The following is a 23,754-nucleotide window of genomic DNA, read 5'->3' on the forward strand; positions in this document are numbered from 1 at the left end:
GACGACCGGCGGCCCGGTCGAGCACCCCGGAGGTGATTGAGTTGTGCCAATCAGTAATCGGGCCTAGAGTTTCCCTGTGCCCCACACCACTACGCGCCCGATCGTCATCTCGGCGAAGAACCTGACCAAGAAGTACGGCGACTTCACCGCCGTCGACTCGATCTCCTTCGAGGTCCCCGCCGGCGAGTCGTTCGGCCTGCTCGGACCCAACGGCGCGGGCAAGTCGACCACCATGCGCATGATTGGCGGCGTCTCCCAGCGCTCCGCGGGCGAGCTGGAGATCATGGGCCTGGACCCCGAGGAGCAGGGCCCCGAGGTCCGCGCGCACCTCGGCGTCGTGCCGCAGCAGGACAACCTCGACGAGGAGCTGCGGGTCCGCGACAACCTCATCATCTACGGCCGCTACTTCGGCCTGCCGCTGTCCTACCTCAAGCCCAAGGCGGACGAGCTGCTCGAGTTCGCCCAGCTCACGGAGAAGGCCGGCTCCCGCGTCGACGACCTCTCCGGCGGCATGAAGCGCCGGCTGACGATCGCCCGCTCGCTCGTGAACGACCCCAAGCTCCTGCTCCTCGACGAGCCCACGACGGGGCTCGACCCGCAGGCCCGCCACATCCTCTGGGACCGGCTCTTCCGGCTCAAGGAACGCGGCGTGACCCTGATCCTCACGACCCACTACATGGACGAGGCCGAGCAGCTCTGCGACCGGCTGATCGTCGTGGACAAGGGACGCATCATGGCCGAGGGATCGCCGGCCTCCCTCATCCGCGAGTACTCGACGCGGGAGGTCCTCGAACTGCGGTTCGGCACGGAGCGGAACGCGACCGTCGGCCGGGAGCTGGAAGGCATCGGGGAACGGACGGAGACCCTTCCGGACCGGGTCCTGATCTATGCCGACGACGGCGAGGCCGCCCTCGAGCAGGTCACGGCCCGCGGGCTGAGCCCGCTCACGTCGCTCGTGCGCCGTTCCTCGCTCGAGGACGTCTTCCTGCGGCTGACCGGAAGGAGCCTCGTTGACTAGCGGTTCCGGCCCCTTGAAGACGCCGACCGCTGAGGAGCGGCTCTTCGACTCGCCCCTGCGCGCCCACACGCCCGCCGTCAGCGCCGCCCGCGCCCGCCGCTTCGGGACGTGGTACATCGCCGAGCAGGTGCTGCGGGGCATGAAGGGCTACCTCGACGTCATCATCGCCTATTCCGTCGGCAACCCGCTGATGTACCTCGTGGCGATGGGCATCGGGCTGGCCAGCCTCGTCGACTCGAATACGGGCGGGGCCGCGTTCGGCGGCGTCGGCTACCTCCAGTTCATCGTGCCCGCGCTGCTGGCCTCCGGCGCGGTCATGACGGCCGCCGAGGAGTTCTCCTACCCGGTCATGAGCGGCTTCAAATGGCACCGCACCTACTACGGGCCGCTCGCCTCGCCGATCTCGGCGCAGCAGATCTGCCAGGGCCGGGTCCTCGCCGTCGCGATCCGCCTCGTCGCCCAGAGCGCGGTCTACCTCGCGATCGTCGCGGCGTTCGGTGCCGCGCCCTCGGGCTGGGCCTGGGTGAGCGTGTTCACCGCGGCCCTCGCGGGCCTGGCGTTCGGCGTCCCGATGATGGCCTACGCGGCCTCGATCAAGGACGACCGCGGCCAGTTCGCCATGGTCCAGCGCTTCATCGTCATGCCGCTCTTCCTCTTCTCCGGCACGTTCTTCCCCCTGTCCGTCATGCCGTGGTTCCTGCAGTGGATCGGCTGGATCTCCCCGGTCTGGCACGGCGCCGAGCTGGGCCGCGTGCTCAGCTACGGCCACGCCGAGCCGCTCTGGCTGAGCATCGTGCACGTGCTCTACCTCGCGGCGGTCGCGGCCGCCGCGCTCGTGGCGGCCCGGCGGATCTACGCGCGCAGGCTGGAGGGCTGAGATGGACCGCACCACACCCACACGCGGCCGGCAGGACCCGTCCGCCGCCCGCGCCGGGCTCGGATCCGTCGTGGACGACGCCGAGCTGGTCCTCACCGCCGACCGGCGCCCCCTCGCGGGGCTCTACGCCCGCAACGCCCGCGCGGTGATCGCCCGCGGGCTCCTCGCGACGAGGACCAGCAACTGGGCCATCACGGTCTCCGGGTTCTTCGAGCCCGTGCTGTACCTGCTCGCGATGGGCATCGGCCTCGGCGCCCTCGTGGGGACGGTCACGGGGCCCACGGGGGAGCCGATCAGCTACGCGGCCTACATCGCCCCGGCGCTCCTGGCGGTCTCGGCGATGAACGGGGCGATCTACGACTCGACGTGGAACGTCTTCTTCAAGATGAACTTCGCCAAGCTGTACCAGAACATGCTCTACACCTCGCTCGGGCCGCTCGACGTCGCGATCGGCGAGATCTTCCTGGCCCTGCTGCGCGGGGCGCTCTACGCCACGGGCTTCACGGCGGTCATGGGGTTCATGGGTCTCATCACGACCCCGTGGGCGCTGCTGATGATCCCCGCGTCCGTCGTGGTGGCGTTCGGCTTCGCGTCGATCGGCATGGGCATCACCTCGTTCATGAAGACCTTCCAGCAGATGGACTGGATCAACTTCATCATGCTGCCGATGTTCCTCTTCTCCGCGACGCTGTACCCGCTCGACGTCTACCCGCAGGCCGTCCAGTGGCTCATCCAGGCGCTGCCGTTGTGGCACGGAGTGGAGCTGCTGCGCCAGCTCTCCGTCGGCGCCTTCGGCTGGGCGATGCTCGGGCACCTGCTCTACTTCGCGGTCATGATCGTCGCGGGGATGGTGCTCACCACCACGCGCCTGCGGGCCCTGTTCCTGAAGTAGGGAACGACGCCGGGGCCGCGCCCGGGGTGCCCCGCGCGCCCTCGGCGCGGCCCCGCCGTCGTGCGCTCCGGGCCCTGCCGTGGCGCCGCCGCCACCGGTAGGGTGTGGGACACACGGCATCGAACCAGGAGGAACCATGATCGGCACGTGGCACGCGGTGGTCTTCGACTGCGAGGACACCGACACGTTGGCGGGCTTCTACGAGCAGGTCCTGGGCATGGTCCGGGTCCAGCACGACGACGACGGCTGGATCACGATCGGCGATGCCCCGGACCGGCCGGCGATCGCCTTCCAGAAGGTCGATCCCTACGTGCCTCCCGAGTGGCCGGGGCACCTGCACCCGCAGCAGGCGCACCTCGACATCCGCGTCAAGGACCTGGACCTCGCCGAGGAGCAGGTGCTCAAGCTCGGCGCCACGTCGATGAACACGGGCGGGCAGAACTACCGCGTGTTCCTGGACCCGCAGCGCCACCCGTTCTGCCTCGTCAGCTGGTAGCCCCGCCGCGCTCCCGCGGCGCCGCTGTTCGCCGACGGTAGAACGGCGGGGGAGGGGCCCGCGCGTTTGAGAGAATGGGGGCATGCAGACTCTCCCCAACGCCGCGGGCCAGGACAAGAAGGTCACGCTCAAGGCCAGCACGCTCTCGATGGCCGTCATGGTGACCGTGTTCCTCGTCGCCGTGGTCTTCGCGGCCAACCAAAACGACGTCATCGGCTGGCTCGTCGTCATCATCTCCCTCGGCTGGCTCCTGCTCTCCGCGTTCCTCGTCTTCGGCCTGCGCCGCGGGGCGCGGAAGGTCAGCGAGCAGCTCAAGAGCGCCACCGCCGGCATGGCCCCGCGCGCCGCCACGCAGGCCTCCGAGACCGTGGTCGTCGACGACGCGACGCGCGCCCGGGACCTCAAGCTCGACCACTCCTTCAAGATCGTCGAGGTCCAGCTGGGCCAGGTCCGCAAGCACCTCGAGGGCGCCTCTGACGAGGACCGCGAGCAGGTCCGCCGCGCCCTCGAGACGATCGAGATCACCGCCCACAACGCCCGCGGGATGCTCAAGCCCGGGGGAGGCGGCGAACCGCTCTCCGGCGAGGTCGTCGACGGCCGCTGATTCGGTAAGGTGGTGCGGGTGAGCACTGCAGACGGAAACCACCTGGGCAAGGACGACGGGGCGCTGCGCATCGCCTCGGTCAACGTCAACGGGCTGCGCGCCGCCTACCGCAAGGGCATGGCGGAGTGGCTCGACGGCCGCGGAGTGGACATCCTGACCCTGCAGGAGGTGCGGGCCCCCGATGCGATCGTCAGGGAGCTCGTCGGCGAGGGGTGGCACATCCTGCACGCCGAGGCCGCCGCGAAGGGCCGCGCCGGCGTCGCGATCGCCTCGCGCGCCGAGCCCACCGCGACGCGCGCCGACATCGGCGACGAGCAGTTCCTGACCTCCGGGCGCTGGGTCGAGGCCGACTTCACCGTGGGCGAGGGCCAGAAACTGACCGTGGTCAGCGCCTACGTCCCCTCGGGCGAGGTGAACACGCCCAAGCAGGTCGAGAAGTACGCCTTCCTCGAGGTCATGGTCCGCCGCCTGCCCGAGCTGGCCGCGGCCAGCGACCACGCCGTGGTCACGGGCGACCTCAACGTCGGGCACACCACGCGGGACATCAAGAACTGGAAGGGCAACGTCAAGCGGGCCGGCTTCCTGCCCGAGGAGCGCGCCTACTTCGACCGCTTCTTCGGCGAGGAGTTCGGCTACCGGGACGTGCACCGCGGCCTGGCCGGCGACGTCGACGGCCCCTACACCTGGTGGTCGCAGCGCGGCAAGGCCTTCGACACCGACACCGGCTGGCGGATCGACTACCACATGGCCACCCCCGCCCTCGCCGACCGCGCCTCCAACGCCGTCGTCGACCGGGCCGCCAGCTGGGACACGCGCTTCTCCGACCACGCGCCGCTGGTCATCGACTACCGCTTCTAGCCCTTCCCCCCCAAGGACCATCCATGAACACCACCGCGCACCACCGTCCGCGCGTCCTGTCCGGCATGCAGCCCTCGGCGGACTCCCTCCACCTGGGCAACTACCTCGGCGCGCTCGTGAACTGGGTCGCGGCCCAGGACGACTTCGACTGCTTCTTCTTCATCCCGGACATGCACGCCATCACGGTCCAGCACGATCCGGCGGTGCTGCGCGAGCGCACCCGGCGCACCGCGGCGCAGTACATCGCCGGCGGGATCGACATCGACAAGTCCACGCTGTTCGTCCAGTCCCAGGTGCCGGAGCACGCGCAGCTCGCCTGGGTCATGATGTGCCTGACGGGCTTCGGCGAGGCCTCGCGGATGACGCAGTTCAAGGACAAGTCGGCCAAGGGCGGCCAGGACGCGGCCGGCGTCGGGCTCTTCACGTACCCGATGCTGATGGCGGCGGACATCCTGCTCTACCAGCCGCAGGCCGTCCCGGTCGGGGACGACCAGCGCCAGCACGTCGAGCTGGCCCGCGACCTCGCCCAGCGCTTCAACCACCGCTTCGGCGAAGGCACGTTCACGGTGCCCGAGGCGATGATCCAGAAGGAGGGCGCGCGGATCTACGACCTGCAGGACCCCACCTCGAAGATGTCCAAGTCGGCCTCGAGCCCCAACGGACTGATCAACATCCTCGACGACCCCAAGACGGTGGCCAAGCGCATCAAGTCCGCCGTCACGGACACCGACACGGTCATCGCCTACGACCGCTCCGCCAAGCCCGGCGTGTCCAACCTGCTCGAGATCCTCTCGACCGTGACCGGGACCCCGGTGGCACGGCTCGTGGAGGACTACGAGGGCCGGATGTACGGCCACCTCAAGGTCGACGTCGCCGAGGCCGTCGTGGCACGCCTCGAGCCCGTGCGCTCCCGCACGCTCGAGCTGCTCGACGACCCGGCCGAGCTCGACCGCCTCCTGGCCGTCGGGGCGTCGAAGGCCCGCGAAGTCGCTTCTGCTACCTTGGCAACTGTGTATTCGAACCTGGGATTCCTGCAGCAGGCCGTGCCGGCCGCCGTCGGTGCCGCCGCGGAGCAGGCAGGACCGGCCCTGTAGCCGATGGTCCACCTGGACCGGGGCCGCCGGGCCCCCGCGCCTGCCGGCCGCCCGTGGGCGGCCGGGTCCTCCGTGCGCGGCGGCCGGGCGCCGGCCGCGCCCGCGGCGGCCGGCAACGTCGGGATCGTCATCCCGCTGCCCGCACCCCTGAGTCGCGAGCTCGAATCATGGCGCGCCTCCTTCGGGGATCCGCTGGCCGCCGTCGTCCCCCCGCACATCACCCTCATCAGCGGCACCGCAAGCAGGGACTGGGCCGTGACCCGCGAGCACGTGCGTGCCGTCGCCGCGGCCACGAGCGCCTTCACCGTGCGGTTGCGCGGCACCGGCACGTTCCGCCCCGTCACCCCCGTGGTGTACCTCAAGGTCGCCGACGGCTGGGAGGAATGCGCCGGGCTGCACCGTGCCCTGCGCTCGGGTCCGCTCGCGCACGATCCCGAGTACGACTACCATCCACACCTGACCATGGCCCACGACGTCACCGAGACGGGCATGGACCACGCCATGAGCGTGCTCGCCGACTACGAGGCCGAGTTCGCGGTGGACAAGATCGGACTGTTCGAACACGATTCGACGGGCTTCTGGGCCCTGCGGGAGGAGCTGCACCTTGGCGGTACGGGAGACGACGGGAACGGGCGACGCGGCCGAGACGGATGAGATCCATCCGCTGGACCGCGCCGGGCTGCGCGCCGAGGCCCTGCGCAAGCGCGCCGAATGGGGCAAGGCCAAGCGGGAGAAGCGCGGCGCGGTCGCCGAGCTCGCCGCCGCGGCACAGTGGCTCCTGGCCCGCCTCAATGCGTTCCGGCCGCTGCGCGTGTGGACGCTCTACGGACGCCGCCACGGACCGCTCATGGCCGCCGGCAGCGCCTACAACATGTTCTTCTCCGTCGCCGCCATGCTCGTGGCCGGCTTCTCCATCTTCGGGCTCGTGGCCAGCGGGAACCGGGAACTCCAGGACGCCGTCGTCGAGACCGTCGCGGAGACCACTCCCGGCCTGATCGACACGGGCGACGGCGGTCTCGCCACCCCGGACGTCCTCTTCAACTCGGGGGGCTTCGGATGGGCGCTCGTCATCTCGACGGCGGCCATGCTCCTGACCTCGCTCGGCTGGATCGCCGGCCTCCGCGAAGGCATGCGGGGCGTCTACGGGCTGCCGCCCGTGAAGATGAACCCGGTGCTGGCGAAGCTGCGAGACCTCGGCATCCTGGCCCTGCTCGGCGTCTCGCTCGTCGTGACCTCCGGCGTCGGCCTCGTCGTCGGCGCCGCGCTGCAGACCGTCCTCGACATCTTGAACCTCGAGTCCGGCTTCGCCGCCGTCATGACGCGCCTGGCCGGCATCGCCGTCATGCTCCTCCTCGACGCCGCCGTCGCCGTCGTGCTGTTCCGGCTCGCGTCCTCCATCACCATGCCGCGGGCCGTGATGCTCCAGGCCGCCCTCATCGCCGCCATCGGCTCCACCCTGTTGCGCTCGTTCTCCTCGCTCCTGCTCGGCAGCGTCGGCAACAACCCCCTGCTCGCCCCGTTCGCGGTGATCCTGGGCCTGTTCGTCTGGTTCTTCCTGCTCAGCCAGGTCTACCTCGTCGCGACCGCGTGGGGGGCCGTCGGAAGCGCCGACGCGGAGACCGACGCCGATGCCGGCAGCGCGGCGGGGCCATTGAGCCTGCGGCGCCGGGCCGCGATCCTGCGCGCCGACGCCCACACGCGCTCCCCGGCCCCGTGGCCGCCCGCGAAGGGCCGCTGAGCGCCGGCCCTGGAACGCCGAAGGCGCCGCCGCCCAGAGGGCGGCGGCGCCTTCGCGCGGTGGTGGTCCTAGAGCGCGCGGGCCAGGATGGCCTGCTTGACCTCGGAGATGGCCTGGGTGACCTGGATACCGCGGGGGCAGGCCTCCGAGCAGTTGAAGGTGGTACGGCAGCGCCACACGCCTTCCTTGTCATTGAGGATCTCCAGCCGCATGTCCCCGGCCTCGTCCCGCGAGTCGAAGATGAAGCGGTGCGCGTTCACGATCGCCGCCGGGCCGAAGTACTGTCCGTCGGTCCAGAAGACCGGGCAGGAGGACGTGCACGCGGCGCAGAGAATGCACTTCGTGGTGTCGTCGTAGCGCTCGCGGTCCTCGGGGGACTGGTAGCGCTCCGAGGCCGGCTCGTGGCCCTTGGCCACGAGGAACGGCATGATCTCCCGGTACGACTGGAAGAAGGGCTCCATGTCGACGATGAGGTCCTTCTCGACCGGCAGGCCCTTGATCGCCTCGACGGTGATGGGCTTGGACGTGTCCAGGTCCTTCAGGAGCGTCTTGCACGCCAGGCGGTTGCGGCCGTTGATGCGCATCGCGTCGGAACCGCAGACGCCGTGGGCGCACGAGCGGCGGAAGGAGAGCGAGCCGTCGATCTCCCACTTGACCTTGTGCAGGGCGTCCAGCACGCGGTCCGTGCCGTACATCGTGAGCTGGTAGTCCTCCCAGGCGGCCTCCTCGGAGACCTCCGGGTTGTACCGGCGGACGCGCAGGGTGATGTCGAAGCTCGGGATCTCCCCGCCGCCACCGACGCCGGCGGCCAGCTCGACCTTGGATGCTGGTTCGGTCACTTCGCTGCTCATTAGTACTTACGCTCCATCGGCTGGTAACGGGTGAAGATCACGGGCTTGGTGTCGAACCGGATGCCCTTGATGCCTTCCATTTCCGCAGACTCGTCCTTGTAGACCATCGAGTGCTTCATGAAGTTCGCGTCGTCGCGGTCCGGGAAGTCCTCGCGGAAGTGGCCGCCGCGGGACTCGTGGCGGTGCAGGGCGGAAACGGACATGACCTCGGCGAGGTCCAGGAGGAAGCCGAGCTCGACGGCCTCCAGCAGGTCCAGGTTGAAGCGCTTGCCCTTGTCCTGGATGCTGATGTCCTTGTAGCGCTCGCGCAGGGACTTGATGTCCGCCAGCGCCTGCATGATGGTCTCGCCCGTGCGGAACACCTGCATGTTCATGTCCATCGTGTCCTGCAGTTCCTTGCGGAGCTGGGCCACGCGCTCGGTTCCCTTGCCGTCGCGGACGACGTTCAGCAGGGACTCCGTCTCGGCGGTCGGATCCTCGGGGATCTCCACGAACTCCGCGGTCTTCGCGTATTCCGCGGCGTAGATGCCGGAGCGCTTGCCGAAGACGTTGATGTCCAGGAGGGAGTTGGTGCCCAGGCGGTTGGAGCCGTGGACGGAGACGCAGGCGACCTCGCCGGCGGCGTAGAGGCCCGGGATCACGGTGTCGTTGTCCTGGAGGACCTCGCCCTTGATGTTGGTCGGAACGCCGCCCATGACGTAGTGGGCCGTCGGGAAGACCGGGACCGGCTCCGTGTACGGCTCCACGCCGAGGTAGGTGCGGGCGAACTCGGTGATGTCGGGCAGCTTCGCGTCGATGTGGGCCGGCTCGAGGTGGGTCAGGTCCAGGAGCACGTAGTCCTTGTTCGGGCCGCAGCCGCGTCCCTCGCGGACCTCGTTGGCCATGGAGCGGGCGACGATGTCGCGCGGCGCCAGGTCCTTGATGGTCGGGGCGTAGCGCTCCATGAAGCGCTCGCCCTCGGAGTTGCGCAGGATCGCGCCCTCGCCGCGTGCGGCCTCGGAGAGCAGGATGCCCAGGCCGGCGAGGCCGGTCGGGTGGAACTGCACGAACTCCATGTCCTCCAGCGGGATGCCGCGGCGGAAGGCGATGCCCATGCCGTCGCCCGTGAGGGTGTGGGCGTTGGAGGTGGTCTTGAAGACCTTGCCGGCGCCGCCGGAGGCGAACACGACCGACTTGGCCTGGAAGACGTGGAGCTCGCCGCTCGCGAGGTCGTAGGAGACGACGCCGGCGACGCGCTTCTGCTTGTAGGCGGTGCCGTCCTCGCGGACGGCGTCCTCCTCGACGGTGAGCAGGTCGAGCACGTAGTACTCGTTGTAGAACTCGACGTTGTGCTTGACGCAGTTCTGGTACAGCGTCTGCAGGATCATGTGCCCGGTGCGGTCGGCGGCGTAGCACGCGCGGCGGACCGGGGCCTTGCCGTGGTCGCGGGTGTGTCCGCCGAAGCGGCGCTGGTCGATCTTGCCCTCGGGCGTGCGGTTGAACGGCAGGCCCATCTTCTCGAGGTCGAGGACGGCGTCGATCGCCTCCTTGGCCATGACCTCTGCGGCGTCCTGGTCGACGAGGTAGTCGCCGCCCTTGATCGTGTCGAAGGTGTGCCACTCCCAGTTGTCTTCCTCGACATTGGCCAGGGCGGCGCACATGCCGCCCTGGGCGGCACCGGTGTGGGACCGGGTGGGGTAAAGCTTGGTGAGGACCGCCGTGCGCGCGCGCTGGCCGGACTCGATGGCCGCGCGCATGCCGGCGCCGCCTGCGCCGACGATGACGACGTCGTACTTATGTACCTGCATACCGGATGCTCTCTCTTTTCTCAGTCAGGATCGGCGGTTGCCGGCGGGATCTACTTGCAGACCTCGAGGGTCGACCCCGGGATGCACGGATCGAAGGTGAAGATGACCAGCGTGCCGAGGACGACGATGACGATGGTCGCGAAGTAGAGCACCAGCTTCAGCCAGAAGCGCGTGCGGTCCTTGTCGGCGTAGTCGTTGATGATCGTGCGGACGCCGTTGGTGCCGTGGAGCATGGCGAGCCACAGCATCGCCAGGTCCCAGAACTGCCACACCGGGTCGGCCCACTTGCCGGCGACGAATCCGAAGTCGATGCCGTGGACGCCCTCGTCGACGAGGAGGTTGGTGAAGAGGTGGCCGAAGATCAGCACGACGAGGAAGACCCCGGAGATGCGCATGAAGAGCCACGCCAGCATCTCGAAGTTGCCGCCCTTGGAGGGCATGCGGTTGTACTTGGCGTCGATGCGGCCCGTGCGGGGCGCCGCGAATTCAGTGGTCGTCATGGCTTAGTGGCCTCCAGCCGGGAAGAGCGCCAGGGACAGGTGGCGGATCGCGAAGCCGATCGTGGCGACGGCCCAGACGGCCAGGACGCCCCAGAGCAGCTGGCGGTGGTACTTGGGGCCCTGCTTCCAGAAATCGACCAGGATCAGGCGAAGGCCGTTGAAGGCGTGGAAGAGGATCGCCGCGACGAGGCCCAGTTCGCCGACGGCCATGAGCGGGTTCTGGTAGGTCGAGATCACGGCGTCGTACGCGCCGGGGGAGACCCGGACGAGCGACGTGTCCAAGACGTGGACCAACAGGAAAAAGAAGATGACTACACCGGTGACCCGATGCCCTACCCAGGACCACATGCCTTCGCGGCCGCGGTAGAGGGTGCCTGACGAAGTCTTCGACACTGAATTACCTCCATGCATCGCAAGGGCGCTTGTGCGGTTCCACACAAAGAGTTGACGCCGGTGCGTGAGCGTTACTGCCCCCGATCCTAGACCACTCGGGAGGCCATTGCCCGTCATGACGGCCCCTCCTGTGACGATCGTCACCGACCCCGGTGGATCCGTGTGAAATCCGCGGAAATCCGCGGCAATTCCGCAACGTCGACGTGACCTAAATGCTCCTTTTGGATCACCCGTCATGTGGGTGGGCGTCGGCTAACCTAGGGCCATGACCATTGACCCCCTGCAGCGCTTTTACGGTGTGATTCCCGCCGGAGGCGTGGGCACCCGGCTCTGGCCGCTCTCGAGGGCCGCGGCCCCGAAGTTCCTCCACGACCTCACCGGCTCCGGCAGCACGCTGATCCGCGCGACGTTCGAGCGGCTGACCCCGCTGGCCGGCGGGCGGATGCTCGTGGTCACCGGCCGTGCGCACCGCCAGGCGGTCCTCGCGCAGCTTCCCGAGCTCGGCGACGACCAGCTCGTCCTCGAGTCCGAGCCGAAGGACTCGGCCGCCGCGATCGGCCTCGCCGCCGCGATCCTGCACCGCCGCGACCCGGACACCATCATGGGTTCCTTCGCCGCCGATCAGGTCATCGGTCCCGTCGACGTGTTCCAGGACGCCGTGCGGGAGGCTATCCACACCGCGGCCACCGGCAAGATCGTCACGATCGGCATCCGGCCGACCCTGCCGTCAACGGGCTTCGGCTACATCCGCCAGGGCGAGCCGCTCGCGGTCCCCGGGGCGCCGAGCGCCACCGACGTCGCGGAGTTCGTCGAGAAGCCCAGCGAGGAGGTCGCCCGGTCCTACGTCGCGAGCGGGGACTACCTCTGGAACGCCGGCATGTTCGTCGCCCCGGTCGCGCTCATGCTCGAGCACCTGGGGCGGACGGAGCCCCAGCTGCACGCGGGCCTGCTCGAGATCGCCGCGGCCTGGGACTCGCCGGACCGCGACGACGTCGTGGACCGCATCTGGCCGACCCTGCCGAAGACGGCCATCGACTACGCCGTGGCAGAGCCGGCGGCCGCGGCGGGCGACGTCGCCATGATCCCCGGGACGTTCACGTGGGACGACGTCGGCGACTTCGCCGCGATCGGACGACTGAACCCGGCGACCGAGAGCAGCCACATCACGGTCCTCGGCGAGGGCGCCCGCGTCTACGCCGACCAGGCCTCCGGCGTCGTCGTCTCGGACACCAAGCGCGTCATCGCCCTCATCGGCATCGACAACGTCGTCATCGTCGACACCCCGGACGCCCTGCTCGTGACCACCCAGGAGCACGCGCAGTCCGTGAAGAAGGCCGTCGAATCCCTCAAGGCCTCGGGGGATGTCGACGTCCTCTAGACCGGCCTGTGGATAACTACAGGAGTTCATCCAGCAGTTCGCCTAGGCTCCCTCGAGGGGGCGCACCACGCGGTTCCCCGTTCATCGAGTGAAGGGGAGACGGTCATGGGGATGCGCGCCGCACGGGATCGGACGCCAGCGGATGTCGAGGCGACGGGGCGGACGCGGCCCAGGAGCCGGCGTGGACGGCCCGTACGCCCGGCGGGCCGACGGATCGCGGCGCTGGCGGCCCTCCTGCCGCTTGTGCTCGGGACGGCCTGCAATTCCCCGGCGAACCCCCTGACCACGGTGAGGGGGCTGAGTGATCCGGTTCAGGCCGTGCCGGCGGCGGCGCAGCGCACGCAGGGCGTCGTCGACCTGGCCGCGGCGGGGACCGATACCCTCCTGCTCGTTTCGGGCGAGGGAGCCACTCCGGGGGCCATGGCCTACCGCAGCGGCGACGCCGGCCGGAACTGGGCGGCCGCCCCGATCGGCGACGGCCCCTACGCCCTGCAGCCCTGGACCTCGGCGCATCTGCGCCCCGGACAGGAGCTCCTCGTCGCGAGCTCCCGGAACCGGCTCGCGCTCGCCCTGTCCACGGGGTCCGGCGGATTCGAGGTCATCGAGGGGCCCGCGCTCACGGAGGGCGAGACGGTCCGGTCCGTCGCCGGAACCGAGGCCGGTTGGGTGGTCCTCGTCGGTTCCGGCAACGCGGCCGCCCGTCAAAGGCTCCTGACGTCCCCCGATGGGCGGACCTGGACGGCAGCCGCCCTCGACGACGCCGGCATCACGGGCGGCGACCTCAACGTCAACGCGCTGGCCGCCGCGGGCGAGGTGATCGTGGCCGCCGGGATCCGGTACGAGGACCGGGACGGGGAGAGCGCGCCGATCGAGGCCGTGCTCTTCTCCTCGACCGACGCCGGGCTGAGCTGGTCGACCCTGGAGCACGACCCCGCCCAGGCGGCACCGCGGAACAGCGGATGGTGGACGGCCACCGCCACCCCGGACGGCGTCGTCCACCTCGCGGGGTGGGGATGGGACGACGGCTTCGCCGAGCGCGGCTACGCCGGTGACCTGACCGGGGTCCTCACCCCGGGACGGGACGGGCAGGGCACGGTCGAGGTCTCGCTCGTGGAACGGATCAGCGGCAGCAGCAGCGAGTTCGAGTGGTCGGACCTGGCGGCGGCGGGCGGCACGACGTTGTTCCTGGGGAACCTGCCGTTGGACCGGACCACCGGATCGTTGAGAAGCCGTGCGCAGGACGGGGAGCCGGGGCCCGTCGCGCTCCCCGGCGGCCCGGACGGCTCGTCGGCGGTACTCGAGGCCATCGAAGCGGTCGCAGGAGGCTACCTCGTCGCCTCCACCCGGCACCTCGGCAGGTACGCGCAACCGGTCCTCCACCTCGTCGACCTGAAGGGCCGGGCCGAGGAGGTGGAGCTCCCGGCGGCGGAGCCGGTTGCCGGTGTCCAGTTGTTCGAGCTGGAGCGGAAAGACGACGGCGGCCTGCGGGCGCTGGGCGCCGAGGGGTCGCGCTTTGGGATCTGGGAGCAGTCGGGGGAGGAATCGTCCTGGGTGCCGTCCCTTGCGCTCGATGCCCCCGCGTCCGTCGGCTTCCGCGGATACTCGGCCAGCAGCCACGGCGAGATGCTGCATGGGAGGGATACCACGACGCACGCCGCCTTCGCGCCGCCGGTCCTCTGGGAGCGCTCCGACGCCGGCGATTCGTTCCAGGCGCACGGCGGCGGTTTCTTCGCGCGCCGCGACCCGAACGACCTCGAACGGGTCAACGACGCGGCCGCCACGAGCAGGGGCGCCCTGATCGGCGGCTGGTTCGCCGAGAGCCAGGAGTCCTCGCGGAGCGCCCTCGCACTGACGGGCGACTTCGCCTCGTTCGAGCGCGCGGCCGGGAAGCAATTGAGTGATTCGAAGGAGGAGACATCGCGCGTCGCCGGCGTCGGCGAGACGGCGGACGGCACGCTGCTGGCCGTCGGCAGCACGGGCACCGACGACGGCGAACGCGCCGCGGCCTGGTTCCTCGCGAAGGATTCGACGGCGTGGGAACGCTCGGCCGTCGAGGGAGGCCTGCCCGAGGGCGAGGGAGAGTTCGTCGGCCTCGTCCGGGACGGCGACGACGTCCATGCCGCCGCGGTGTTCGGGGACGCTGCGGCCTCCGCGGAGCAGGAGGAGGGCGCATGGAGCCTCGTCCACCTGCGCAGCGGGGACGGGGGCCGGACGTGGACGGCGGGTTCCACGATCCACGGGATCGCCGGCGAGGCCTTCGGTCCCACGGCGGGCCGGATGGCCCTGGATGCCGCCGGCGGTGTCGTGGCGGCCGCGGTCGTGGAGGAGGAGGGCACCTCCCTGCGCACGAGGATCTTCCGCCTGGAGCCCGGCGGGACGGAGTTCACCGAGCTCGAGGCGCCCGAGGGGGTGTTCGCGGACGGCCATCCCGTGGCGCACGACCTCCTCGTCGTGCCCGGGGGGATCCTCGTCAGCGGCGTGGCCGGGGCGCCGGGGGAGCGGGCGGCGTTCCTCGAGGTCGTGGGGACCGGGGACTGACGGCCCACGGCGTCACGCAGGGGCCTGCGGCGCCGTCGATTCGGGACGGCGGCCGGAGTGCGGCATATGATCGGTGGAACGTCGCCGCTCCAGGGGACGTCCGCCGTCGTACAGGAAGATTCAGATCCGTGCCCCATGTTCGCCCCGAGACCCCGGCCGCCACGTCCATCCCGCTCCTGCGCGGCTGGGTGGAGCCCCTCGAGGAACAGCTGATCGCCTTCCGCCGGGACCTGCATGCGCATCCCGAGCTGTCCTTCCACGAGGTGCGCACCACCGAGCGGATCGTCGACACGCTCGAGGCGGCCGGACTGCGGCCGGTCAGGCTCGAGGGGACGGGCCTGTGGGTCGACATCGGCGAGGGCCCCGTCGCCCTCGGCCTGCGCGCCGACATCGACGCGCTGCCGATCCTCGAGGAAACCGGGCTCGACTACGCCTCGACCCGCACGGGGGTCTGCCACGCCTGCGGGCACGACATCCACACCACCGTGATGCTCGGCGTCGCCCTCACGCTCAAGTCCCTGCTCGACGCCGGCGAGCTCGCGGGGCGCGTCCGGGTCGTCTTCCAGCCCGCGGAGGAGACCATGCCGGGCGGGGCGCTCGCCGTCATCGAGCAGGGCGTCCTCGACGAGGTCCCGCGGATCCTGGCCCTGCACTGCGAGCCGCGCATCGACGTCGGAAGCATCGGCACGCGCATCGGCGCCATCACGAGCGCGAGCGACACGATCAAGATCGAGCTCACGGGACGCGGTGGCCACACCTCGCGCCCCCACCTGACGGAGGACCTCGTGTTCGCGCTCGCGGAGATCGCCGTGAACGTCCCCGCCGTGCTCAACCGGCGCATCGACGTCCGCTCCGCCGTGTCCGTGGTGTGGGGCCAGATCCACGCCGGCTCCGCGCCGAACGCGATCCCCGCGACGGGCTACATGGCCGGGACCATGCGCTGCCTCGACGGCGAGGCCTGGCAGGACGCCGGCGTGCTGCTCGACGAGGTCGTGCGTCAGGTCGCCGTTCCCTACGGCGTCGACGTCAAGCTCGAGCACATCCGTGGCGTGCCCCCTGTGGTGAACTCCGAACCCGAGACGGACCTCATCGAGGACGCCGCCCGGGCCGAGATCGGCTCCGCGGCGATCGTGCTCACACCGCAGTCCATGGGCGGCGAGGACTTCGCCTGGATGACCAACAAGATCCCCGGCTCGATGCTGCGGCTCGGCACGCGGACCCCCGGCGGTGAGACCTACGACCTGCACCGCGGAGACTACGTCCCCGACGAGCGGGCGATCTCCACGGGAGTGCGCGTCATGGCCGCCGCGGCCCTGCGGGCGGTGGCCCAGCTCAACGCCGTGGACGACGCGGACTGAATCGATACCTGCTGGTAACAAATCGTCAACGATCCTGAAGCGTCCCGAGGCCTAAGGTGGTGGCATCGGCTCCGCTGACGTTACTGTATGTTTCGTCACGCTTCCCTGCCCCGCGCAGGGAGGAACCAGCACACCGGACGACAACAGAACACTTGTGCGGACACTCGCCCGGATTCCCGTGCCGCGGACATTCATCGTTACTGGAGGAATTTTGAAGAACTCACTGCGCAACCTCAAGCGCTCCACGGGCGTCGCCGCTGCCTTCCTCGGCGCGTCCGCCCTCGTCCTGACCGGCTGTGGTGCCGCACCCGAAGCCGGCGGCGGATCCGCCGCGCCCGAGGTCGACTACACGGCCTGCATGGTCTCGGATGAAGGCGGCTTCGACGACCGCTCCTTCAACCAGGCCTCCCACGAGGGCCTCACCCAGGCCCGGACGGACCTCGGCGTCAAGATCAACCAGGCGGAGTCCAACGCCGGCACGGACATGAAGCCGAACATCGAGTCCATGGTCTCCGCGGGCTGCGACATCATCGTCACCGCCGGCTTCCTCATCGGCGACGCGACCCTCGAGGCGGCCGAGAAGTACCCGGACACCAAGTTCGCGATCGTGGACTACGGCTACGAGGAGAACCCGGCCAACCTCCGCACCCTGAACTACAAGACCGACGAGGCCGCCTTCCTGGCCGGCTACGCGGCGGCCGCCTACTCCAAGAGCGGCAAGGTCGGCACCTTCGGCGGCGCCGAGATCCCGACCGTGACCATCTTCATGGACGGGTTCCTCAATGGCGTGAACCACTTCAACGAGGTCAAGGGCGCCGACGTCCAGGTCGTGGGCTGGGGCTCGTCCAAGTCCTTCGTCGGCAACTTCTCCGATGCAGGAAAGGCCCGCCAGCTCTCCGACAACATGCTCGCCGAGGGCGTCGACGTGATCATGCCGGTCGCCGGACCGCTCGGCCAGGCCGCGGTCGACGCCGTGAACGAGTCCTCCAGCGCCGACGACACGGTCGTCTGGGTCGACACCGACGGCTTCGACTACGCGAACAACGGCCAGGACGTCGTCCTGACCTCCGTCATGAAGGAAATGGGCAAGACGGTCGAGGAGTCCATCAAGCTCGGCCTCGACGACACGTTCACCAACGACGCCTACATGGGCACGCTGGAGAACGGCGGCGTCTCGATCGCCCCGTTCCACAACTTCGCGGACAAGGTCCCGGCGGAGCTGCAGGGCGAGATCGACCAGCTGAAGCAGGACATCATCGACGGCACGGTCTCCGTCGGTTCCTAAGCGGAACCCGCACGCAACGACGGCCGGGACGGCGCACCGTCCCGGCCGTCGTTGACGTCGGTGAGATAGTGGTACCAGCTTCCGCCCAAACCATGCCCCAGGTGGTAATCCAGCATGAAACTTGAACTGCAGGGGATCACGAAGTCCTTCGGGGGCTTCGTGGCCAACGACTCCATCGACCTCGTCGTGGAACCCGGCACCGTGCACTGCCTCCTCGGGGAGAACGGTGCCGGCAAGTCGACCCTCATGAACGTCCTCTTCGGCCTCTACGAGCCGACCTCCGGCCGGATCCTGGTCGACGACAAGCCCGTGGCCTTCAAGGGCCCGGCCGACGCGATGAACGTCGGCATCGGCATGGTGCACCAGCACTTCATGCTCGTGCCCGTCTTCACGGTCGCCGAGAACGTCGCGCTCGGCAACGAGTCCGTCAAGGGCGGCGGCGTCCTGGACCTCGAGCAGACCCGGAAGGCGATCCGGGAGATCTCGGACCGCTACGGCTTCCACGTCGATCCGGACGCGGTCGTCGAGGACCTCCCCGTCGGCGTCCAGCAGCGCGTCGAGATCATCAAGGCCCTCGTCCGCAAGGCGGACCTGCTCATCCTCGACGAGCCCACGGCCGTGCTGACGCCGCAGGAGACCGACGAGCTGATCGACATCATCGGCCAGCTCAAGGCGAACGGCACCTCGATCATCTTCATTTCCCACAAGCTGCGCGAGGTCAAGGCCGTCTCGGACAGGATCACCGTGATCCGCCGCGGCAAGGTCGTCGGATCCGCCGACCCGTCGGCCGACGTCAAGGAGCTCGCCTCGCTCATGGTGGGGCGCGAGGTCGACCTCTCCCTCGGCCGCATCCACTCCGACGGCGACGACGTGCGGTTGTCCATCAAGGACCTCACCGTGCGCACGGAGACGGGGCACGCCGCCGTCAACGGCCTCTCGCTCGACGTGCGCGGCGGCGAGATCCTCGCGGTCGCGGGCGTCCAGGGCAACGGCCAGACGGAGCTCGTCGAGGCCATCATCGGCCTGCACCCCAAGGCGGAGGGATCCATCGCCCTCGGCGGCGAGGAGCTGCTCGGCCGCAGCGTCAAGGAGATCATCCGCCGCGGCGTCGGGTTCGTCCCCGAGGACCGCAGCACCGACGGCCTGATCAGCCAGTTCAGCATCGCCGACAACCTCGTCCTCAACCGCTACGACCAGCCGCCGATCGCCCGGGGCCTCGCCCTGAAGCCCAAGGCGATCGCCGCGTCGGCGGTGGAGAAGGTCAAGGAGTACGACATCCGGACGCCGACGGCGGCCAACGCCGCCTCGACGCTCTCGGGCGGCAACCAGCAGAAGGTCGTCCTGGCCCGCGAGCTGGCCCGCGAGCTGCGACTGTTCATCGCCTCGCAGCCGACGCGCGGCGTCGACGTCGGATCCATCGAGTTCCTGCACCGCCGGATCCTCGCCGAGCGCGACCACGGTACGCCCGTCATCATCGTCTCGACCGAGCTCGACGAGGTCATGGAGCTCGGCGACCGGATCGCCGTCCTCTTCCACGGGCGCCTCATGGGCGTCGTCCCGGGGAACACGAGCCGCGACGTGCTCGGCCTGATGATGGCCGGTTCCACGGCCGAGGAGGCCTTCGCGGAGGCCTCCGCTGCCCCCGGCATGGAAACCACCCAAGACGGCCCGACCCTCCCGGGAGGCATCGCGTGAGCGCGCAGACCACCGAGTCCACCACGCCCCTGGCCCAGCGGCTGAGGCAGTCCAGCGCGCTGGTCTCCGTCCTCGCCGTCGTCCTGTCCCTCATCGTCGGCGGGCTCTTGATCGCCCTGACCGACGAGCGGACCCGCGGGGCGGCCGGATACTTCTTCAGCCGGCCCGGAGACACGCTGTCCGCGGCGTGGCAGGCCGCCTCCGGCGCCTATGCGGCGATGTTCCGCGGCGCCGTGTTCAATTACAACGCGTCCAACGGCGTGGACATGATCAAGCCGCTCACCGAGACGCTGACGATGGCCACCCCGCTCATCACCGCCTCGCTCGGCGTCGCGCTCGCGTTCCGCGCGGGCCTGTTCAACATCGGCGCCCAGGGCCAGATCATCATCGGCGCCGCGATGGCCGGCTACATCGGCTTCGCGTGGCAGCTGCCGTGGCCGATCCACATCCTCCTCGTCGTCCTGGTGGCGATGCTCGGCGGCGCCGTCTGGGGCGGCCTCGTCGGCTGGATCAAGGCACGGACGGGGGCGCACGAGGTCATCCTGACCATCATGTTCAACTACGTCGCGGTGCACCTGCTGGCCTACATCCTGACCCTGCCGGCCATGCTGCGCCCGGGCTCGAACAACCCCGTCAGCCCGATCATGCAGCCCTCGGCGCAGTACCCGCTCATCCTCGGCCCGGACTTCCGCGTGCACCTCGGCTTCCTCCTGGGCCTGCTGGCCACGTGGGGGGTCTGGTGGCTCCTGGAGCGCTCGACGATCGGCTTCGAGCTCAAGGCCGTCGGCGCGAACCCCTCCGCCGCGCGGACCGCCGGCATCAACACGACGCGGGCCACGGTCATCGCCATGGTCGGCGCGGGCGCGCTGGCCGGCCTGGCCGGTGCGGCCCAGGTCAACGGCACGGAGTTCTCCCTCGCCAACGGCATCGCGGCCAGCATCGGCTTCGACGCGATCACCGTCGCGCTGCTGGGCCGCTCCAAGCCGCTCGGCGTCCTCTTCGCGGCCCTGCTCTTCGGTGCGTTCCGCGCCGGCGGCGTGGCCATGCAGTCGCAGACCGGAACCCCGATCGACATCGTGCTCGTCGTCCAGTCCCTGATCGTCCTCTTCATCGCCGCGCCGCCGCTGGTGCGCACCGTCTTCGGGCTCAACGCCCGCCGCAAGCGCCGCCAGGCGGAGCCGGACGAGGCCCCGCCGGGCAACCAGCCGCCCAGCAGCTCACTGACCGCCGGGAGCTCCCTGTGACCACCAAGAACAACACCGTCGAGACCCGCGAGCCGGACGCCACCGACCGCGCCTCCGAGGCGGCCCCCGGCAGCCTGAAGTCCGTGATCGGCTACGCGGCGGCCGCCGTCGTCGGGATCGTCCTGTTCGGCTTCCTCGCCCCGGGCGGGGCGGCGACGTTCCGGCTCTCCGGCACGGGCGAGGCCGTCCAGCTGCCCCCGCTGACCGTCCCCGCGGCGGCCGCCGGGTGGATCGTCGCGATCCTGCTGATCGCCGGCGCCGTCTACGCGTGGACCAACCTGCGCGGCAGCCGCACCAATCCGGGGTGGCTCCCGCTCGGCGTCGGGACCCTGTTCCTGGCCGGCTTCCTGGTCTGGGTCACGGCGAGCGCCAACAACCCGAACATCTCCCTCATCACGCTCCTGAGCGGCTCGCTCGCCCTCGCCCTACCCATGGTCTTCGGCTCCATGTCGGGCGTGCTGTGCGAGCGCTCCGGCGTCGTGAACATCGCGATCGAGGGCCAGCTCCTGCTCGGCGCCTTCTCCGCGGCGGTCGGCGGCTCGCTGACCGGCAGCGTGTGGGGGGCCATGATCAGCGCGGCGGTCGGCGGCGTCGTCGTCTCGGCCCTGCTCGCGCTCTTCGCGGTGAAGTACCTCGTGAACCAGATCATCGTCGGCGTCGTGCTCAACGTCCTCGTCGCGGGCCTGACGGGCTTCCTGTTCGGGACGCTCCTGGCCCCGAACTCCCAGCTGCTGAACTCGCCGCCGCGCCTGACCCCGCTGGCCATCCCGCTGCTGTCCGACATCCCGCTGCTCGGCCCGCTGCTCTTCCGCCAGACGCCGCTCGGCTACATCATGTTCGCCACGGTGGCCCTGCTGTGGTTCGCGCTCTACAAGACCCGCTGGGGCCTGCGCATCCGTGCGGTGGGCGAGCACCCGAAGGCCGCGGACACGGTGGGCATCAAGGTCAACCGCACGCGTGTGCTCAACGTCCTGCTCGGCGGCGCGATCGCCGGGCTGGGCGGCAGCTACTACACGCTCGTCTCGGTGAGCCAGTTCGCCCGCGAGATGACCGCCGGCGCGGGATTCATCGCGCTCGCCGCGCTGATCTTCGGCCGCTGGAACCCCATCGGCGCGTTCTTCGCGTCGCTGCTGTTCGGCTTCGCGACCAACCTGCAGTACGTCCTCGCGCAGGCCGGAACGGACGTGCCGAGCCAATTCATGGCCATGCTGCCGTACCTCGTGACCATCCTCGCCGTCGCCGGCCTCGTCGGGCGTTCCCGGCCGCCGGCCGCGAGCGGCATCCCGTACGTCAAGGAGTAGCGGCATGCCCCAGGAGAGGACGACGCCGGAGCCCGGACCCGGCGCGCCGGCGGAAGCCGGGAACGGGGCCGGGTCCGGGGACCACGCGTCGGCGGATCCGGCCGCCGGGGTCCCCGTGGACTGGGAGCGGCTCGCCGAGGCCGCGCGGGAGGCGATGACACACGCCTACGCCCCGTACTCGCGGTACCCGGTCGGCGCCGCGGCACTGACCGACGACGGCCGGCTGATCAGCGGCTGCAACGTGGAGAACGCCGCCTACGGCGTGGTCCTGTGCGCCGAGTGCACGCTCGTCGGCGAACTGCACATGACGGGCGGCGGGACGCTGCGCGCGTTCTACTGCGTGGACGGCAGCGGGCAGGTCCTGATGCCGTGCGGCCGCTGCCGCCAACTGCTCTACGAACACCGGGGCCCCGGCCTCGAGCTGATGACCGTGCGCGGCATCCGCACCATGGACGAGGTCCTCCCGGACGCGTTCGGCCCCGACAACCTGAAAGGCACCACCGCATGAGCACGGAGTCCTTCGACGCCGTCGACGTCATCCGCACCAAGCGGGACCGCGGCACGCTGAGCCCGGAGCAGATCGACTGGGTCATCGACGCCTACACGCGCGGGGCCGTGGCCGACGAGCAGATGGCGTCGCTGAACATGGCGATCCTGCTCAACGGCATGGACCGCACCGAGATCTCCCGCTGGACCTCTGCCATGATCGCCTCGGGCGAGCGGATGGACTTCTCCGGCCTGCGTGGGGCCGACGGTGCCGTGAAGGCCACGGCGGACAAGCACTCCACGGGCGGCGTGGGGGACAAGATCACCCTGCCGCTCGCCCCGCTCGTCGCGGTCTTCGGGGTCGCGGTCCCGCAGCTGTCCGGACGCGGCCTCGGCCACACCGGCGGCACGCTGGACAAGCTCGAGTCCATTCCCGGGTGGCAGGCGGCGCTGTCCAACGAGGCCATGATGGAGCAGCTCTCCGGCGTCGGCGCGGTCATCTGCGCCGCCGGGTCGGGGCTGGCTCCCGCGGACAAGAAGCTCTACGCGCTGCGCGACGTCACGGGAACCGTCGAGGCGATCCCGCTCATCGCCTCCTCGATCATGTCCAAGAAGATCGCCGAGGGCACGGGTGCGCTGGTCCTGGACGTCAAGGTCGGCACCGGTGCGTTCATGAAGGACGAGGCCTCCGCCCGCGAGCTCGCCGAGACCATGGTCGCGCTCGGCACCGACGCCGGCGTCAAGACCGTGGCGTTGCTGACCGACATGTCCACGCCGCTGGGCCTCACGGCGGGCAACGCGATCGAGGTGGAGGAGTCGGTGGAGGTCCTGGCCGGCGGCGGCCCGGCCGACGTCGTCGAGCTCACCGTGCGCCTGGCCGAGGAGATGCTCGAGGCCGCCGGCGTGCACGGCGCCGACGTCGCCGCCGCCCTGAAGGACGGGCGCGCCATGGACGTCTGGAACCGGATGATCGAGGCCCAGGGCGGGGACCCGCGCGCCGCGCTGCCCGTGGCCCGGGAGTCGGAGACCGTCTACGCGCAGGCCGACGGCGTCCTCGCCCGCCTCGACGCGCTCGGCGTCGGGGTGGCCGCGTGGCGCCTCGGCGCGGGACGTGCCCGCAAGGAGGACGCCGTGCAGGCGGGGGCGGGCGTGCGCCTGCACGCCAAGCCGGGGGACGTCGTGCGTCGCGGCCAGCCGCTGATGACCCTCCTGACCGACACCCCGGAGCGCTTCGGGCGGGCGCAGGACGCGCTCGAGGACGCCGTCGAGATCGCTCCCGAGGGCAGCCGGCCCGCGCAGCGGCTCATCCTGGACCGGATCGCGGAGTAGGGGTCCGCTCAGGGATGACCCGGGTTCGCCCC

General features: G+C 70.3%; 22 protein-coding genes. 18 read left to right on the top strand and 4 right to left on the bottom strand.

Translation table 11 applies throughout. The features are described from left to right. Nucleotides 1-76 precede the first annotated feature (76 nt). From ACQ3I4_RS00605 to ACQ3I4_RS00645, 9 genes are all read left to right on the top strand, one after another. The gene (locus tag ACQ3I4_RS00605) at nucleotides 77-1,018 is read left to right on the top strand and encodes an ABC transporter ATP-binding protein (RefSeq protein ID WP_329859665.1); all 942 of its coding nucleotides are present in this window, start codon (nucleotides 77-79) and stop codon (nucleotides 1,016-1,018) included. 13 nt (nucleotides 1,019-1,031) lie between these two features. Next, nucleotides 1,032-1,895 carry an ABC transporter permease gene (locus ACQ3I4_RS00610; RefSeq protein ID WP_430632788.1) on the top strand — a complete coding sequence of 288 codons (864 nt, stop codon included), beginning with the start codon at nucleotides 1,032-1,034 and terminating at the stop codon, nucleotides 1,893-1,895. Nucleotide 1,896: 1 nt separating this feature from the next. Continuing rightward, complete coding sequence (locus ACQ3I4_RS00615) at nucleotides 1,897-2,787, top strand: ABC transporter permease (RefSeq protein ID WP_329859668.1); 891 nt, start codon at nucleotides 1,897-1,899, stop codon at nucleotides 2,785-2,787. A 136-nt stretch (nucleotides 2,788-2,923) separates the two neighbouring features. Further along, a complete protein-coding gene (locus ACQ3I4_RS00620) occupies nucleotides 2,924-3,283 on the top strand; it encodes a VOC family protein (RefSeq protein ID WP_329859669.1) in 360 nt (119 codons plus the stop codon). 82 nt (nucleotides 3,284-3,365) lie between these two features. Beyond that, nucleotides 3,366-3,887: a hypothetical protein gene (locus ACQ3I4_RS00625; RefSeq protein ID WP_329859671.1), complete on the top strand. Its 522-nt coding sequence runs from the start codon at nucleotides 3,366-3,368 to the stop codon at nucleotides 3,885-3,887. Nucleotides 3,888-3,896: 9 nt separating this feature from the next. Further along, entirely contained in the window at nucleotides 3,897-4,745 is an 849-nt protein-coding gene (locus tag ACQ3I4_RS00630) for an exodeoxyribonuclease III (RefSeq protein WP_430632631.1), read from the top strand. A 23-nt stretch (nucleotides 4,746-4,768) separates the two neighbouring features. Continuing rightward, nucleotides 4,769-5,839 (top strand): tryptophan--tRNA ligase, encoded by a 1,071-nt coding sequence (trpS, locus tag ACQ3I4_RS00635; RefSeq protein WP_329859673.1) that lies wholly within the window; start codon nucleotides 4,769-4,771, stop codon nucleotides 5,837-5,839. Nucleotides 5,840-5,842: 3 nt separating this feature from the next. Continuing rightward, on the top strand, nucleotides 5,843-6,493 hold the full coding sequence (locus ACQ3I4_RS00640; RefSeq protein ID WP_329859674.1) for a 2'-5' RNA ligase family protein: 651 nt from the start codon (nucleotides 5,843-5,845) through the stop codon (nucleotides 6,491-6,493). After that, nucleotides 6,444-7,577: a YihY/virulence factor BrkB family protein gene (locus tag ACQ3I4_RS00645; protein ID WP_329859676.1), complete on the top strand. Its 1,134-nt coding sequence runs from the start codon at nucleotides 6,444-6,446 to the stop codon at nucleotides 7,575-7,577. Before ACQ3I4_RS00640 ends, ACQ3I4_RS00645 begins: the two co-directional genes overlap by 50 nt. Before the next feature lie 68 nt (nucleotides 7,578-7,645). Here the strand turns inward: ACQ3I4_RS00645 and ACQ3I4_RS00650 are convergent, their stop codons facing one another. Genes ACQ3I4_RS00650 through sdhC form a run of 4 tightly spaced genes read right to left on the bottom strand, consistent with a single transcriptional unit; the run spans nucleotide 7,646 to nucleotide 11,126 of the window. Further along, complete coding sequence (locus tag ACQ3I4_RS00650) at nucleotides 7,646-8,428, bottom strand: succinate dehydrogenase iron-sulfur subunit (protein WP_329859677.1); 783 nt, start codon at nucleotides 8,426-8,428, stop codon at nucleotides 7,646-7,648. Further along, nucleotides 8,428-10,215 carry a succinate dehydrogenase flavoprotein subunit gene (sdhA, locus tag ACQ3I4_RS00655; protein WP_430632632.1) on the bottom strand — a complete coding sequence of 596 codons (1,788 nt, stop codon included), beginning with the start codon at nucleotides 10,213-10,215 and terminating at the stop codon, nucleotides 8,428-8,430. Before sdhA ends, ACQ3I4_RS00650 begins: the two co-directional genes overlap by 1 nt. 50 nt (nucleotides 10,216-10,265) lie before the next feature. Then, nucleotides 10,266-10,715, bottom strand: a complete 450-nt coding sequence (locus ACQ3I4_RS00660) for a succinate dehydrogenase hydrophobic membrane anchor subunit (RefSeq protein ID WP_329859679.1) — start codon at nucleotides 10,713-10,715, stop codon at nucleotides 10,266-10,268. Between the two features lie 3 nt (nucleotides 10,716-10,718). Then, nucleotides 10,719-11,126 (bottom strand): succinate dehydrogenase, cytochrome b556 subunit, encoded by a 408-nt coding sequence (sdhC, locus tag ACQ3I4_RS00665; protein ID WP_329859681.1) that lies wholly within the window; start codon nucleotides 11,124-11,126, stop codon nucleotides 10,719-10,721. Between the two features lie 247 nt (nucleotides 11,127-11,373). On the opposite strand from sdhC, the gene ACQ3I4_RS00670 reads away from it, so the two are divergent. The 9 genes from ACQ3I4_RS00670 to ACQ3I4_RS00710 all read left to right on the top strand — a co-directional run bounded on the left by ACQ3I4_RS00670 (nucleotide 11,374) and on the right by ACQ3I4_RS00710 (nucleotide 23,722). Beyond that, on the top strand, nucleotides 11,374-12,486 hold the full coding sequence (locus tag ACQ3I4_RS00670; RefSeq protein WP_430632633.1) for a mannose-1-phosphate guanylyltransferase: 1,113 nt from the start codon (nucleotides 11,374-11,376) through the stop codon (nucleotides 12,484-12,486). Nucleotides 12,487-12,774: 288 nt separating this feature from the next. Continuing rightward, on the top strand, nucleotides 12,775-15,024 hold the full coding sequence (locus ACQ3I4_RS00675) for a hypothetical protein (protein WP_430632634.1): 2,250 nt from the start codon (nucleotides 12,775-12,777) through the stop codon (nucleotides 15,022-15,024). 176 nt (nucleotides 15,025-15,200) lie between these two features. After that, nucleotides 15,201-16,382, top strand: a complete 1,182-nt coding sequence (locus tag ACQ3I4_RS00680) for an amidohydrolase (protein ID WP_430632789.1) — start codon at nucleotides 15,201-15,203, stop codon at nucleotides 16,380-16,382. A 211-nt stretch (nucleotides 16,383-16,593) separates the two neighbouring features. Next, a complete protein-coding gene (locus ACQ3I4_RS00685) occupies nucleotides 16,594-17,667 on the top strand; it encodes a BMP family lipoprotein (RefSeq protein WP_329859689.1) in 1,074 nt (357 codons plus the stop codon). Nucleotides 17,668-17,781: 114 nt separating this feature from the next. After that, complete coding sequence (locus ACQ3I4_RS00690; RefSeq protein WP_430632635.1) at nucleotides 17,782-19,362, top strand: ABC transporter ATP-binding protein; 1,581 nt, start codon at nucleotides 17,782-17,784, stop codon at nucleotides 19,360-19,362. After that, nucleotides 19,359-20,606, top strand: coding sequence for an ABC transporter permease (locus ACQ3I4_RS00695; RefSeq protein WP_430632636.1), 1,248 nt, complete (start codon nucleotides 19,359-19,361; stop codon nucleotides 20,604-20,606). The genes ACQ3I4_RS00690 and ACQ3I4_RS00695 overlap by 4 nt, the downstream gene beginning before the upstream one ends. Continuing rightward, nucleotides 20,603-21,907, top strand: a complete 1,305-nt coding sequence (locus ACQ3I4_RS00700; protein ID WP_430632637.1) for an ABC transporter permease — start codon at nucleotides 20,603-20,605, stop codon at nucleotides 21,905-21,907. Before ACQ3I4_RS00695 ends, ACQ3I4_RS00700 begins: the two co-directional genes overlap by 4 nt. A 4-nt stretch (nucleotides 21,908-21,911) precedes the next feature. Beyond that, nucleotides 21,912-22,415: a cytidine deaminase gene (locus ACQ3I4_RS00705; RefSeq protein ID WP_329859694.1), complete on the top strand. Its 504-nt coding sequence runs from the start codon at nucleotides 21,912-21,914 to the stop codon at nucleotides 22,413-22,415. Then, entirely contained in the window at nucleotides 22,412-23,722 is a 1,311-nt protein-coding gene (locus tag ACQ3I4_RS00710; protein WP_430632638.1) for a thymidine phosphorylase, read from the top strand. The genes ACQ3I4_RS00705 and ACQ3I4_RS00710 overlap by 4 nt, the downstream gene beginning before the upstream one ends. Nucleotides 23,723-23,754 lie beyond the last annotated feature (32 nt).

Source organism: Zafaria sp. Z1313, from assembly GCF_050563205.1.
Lineage (GTDB): Bacteria > Actinomycetota > Actinomycetes > Actinomycetales > Micrococcaceae > JAZDCJ01.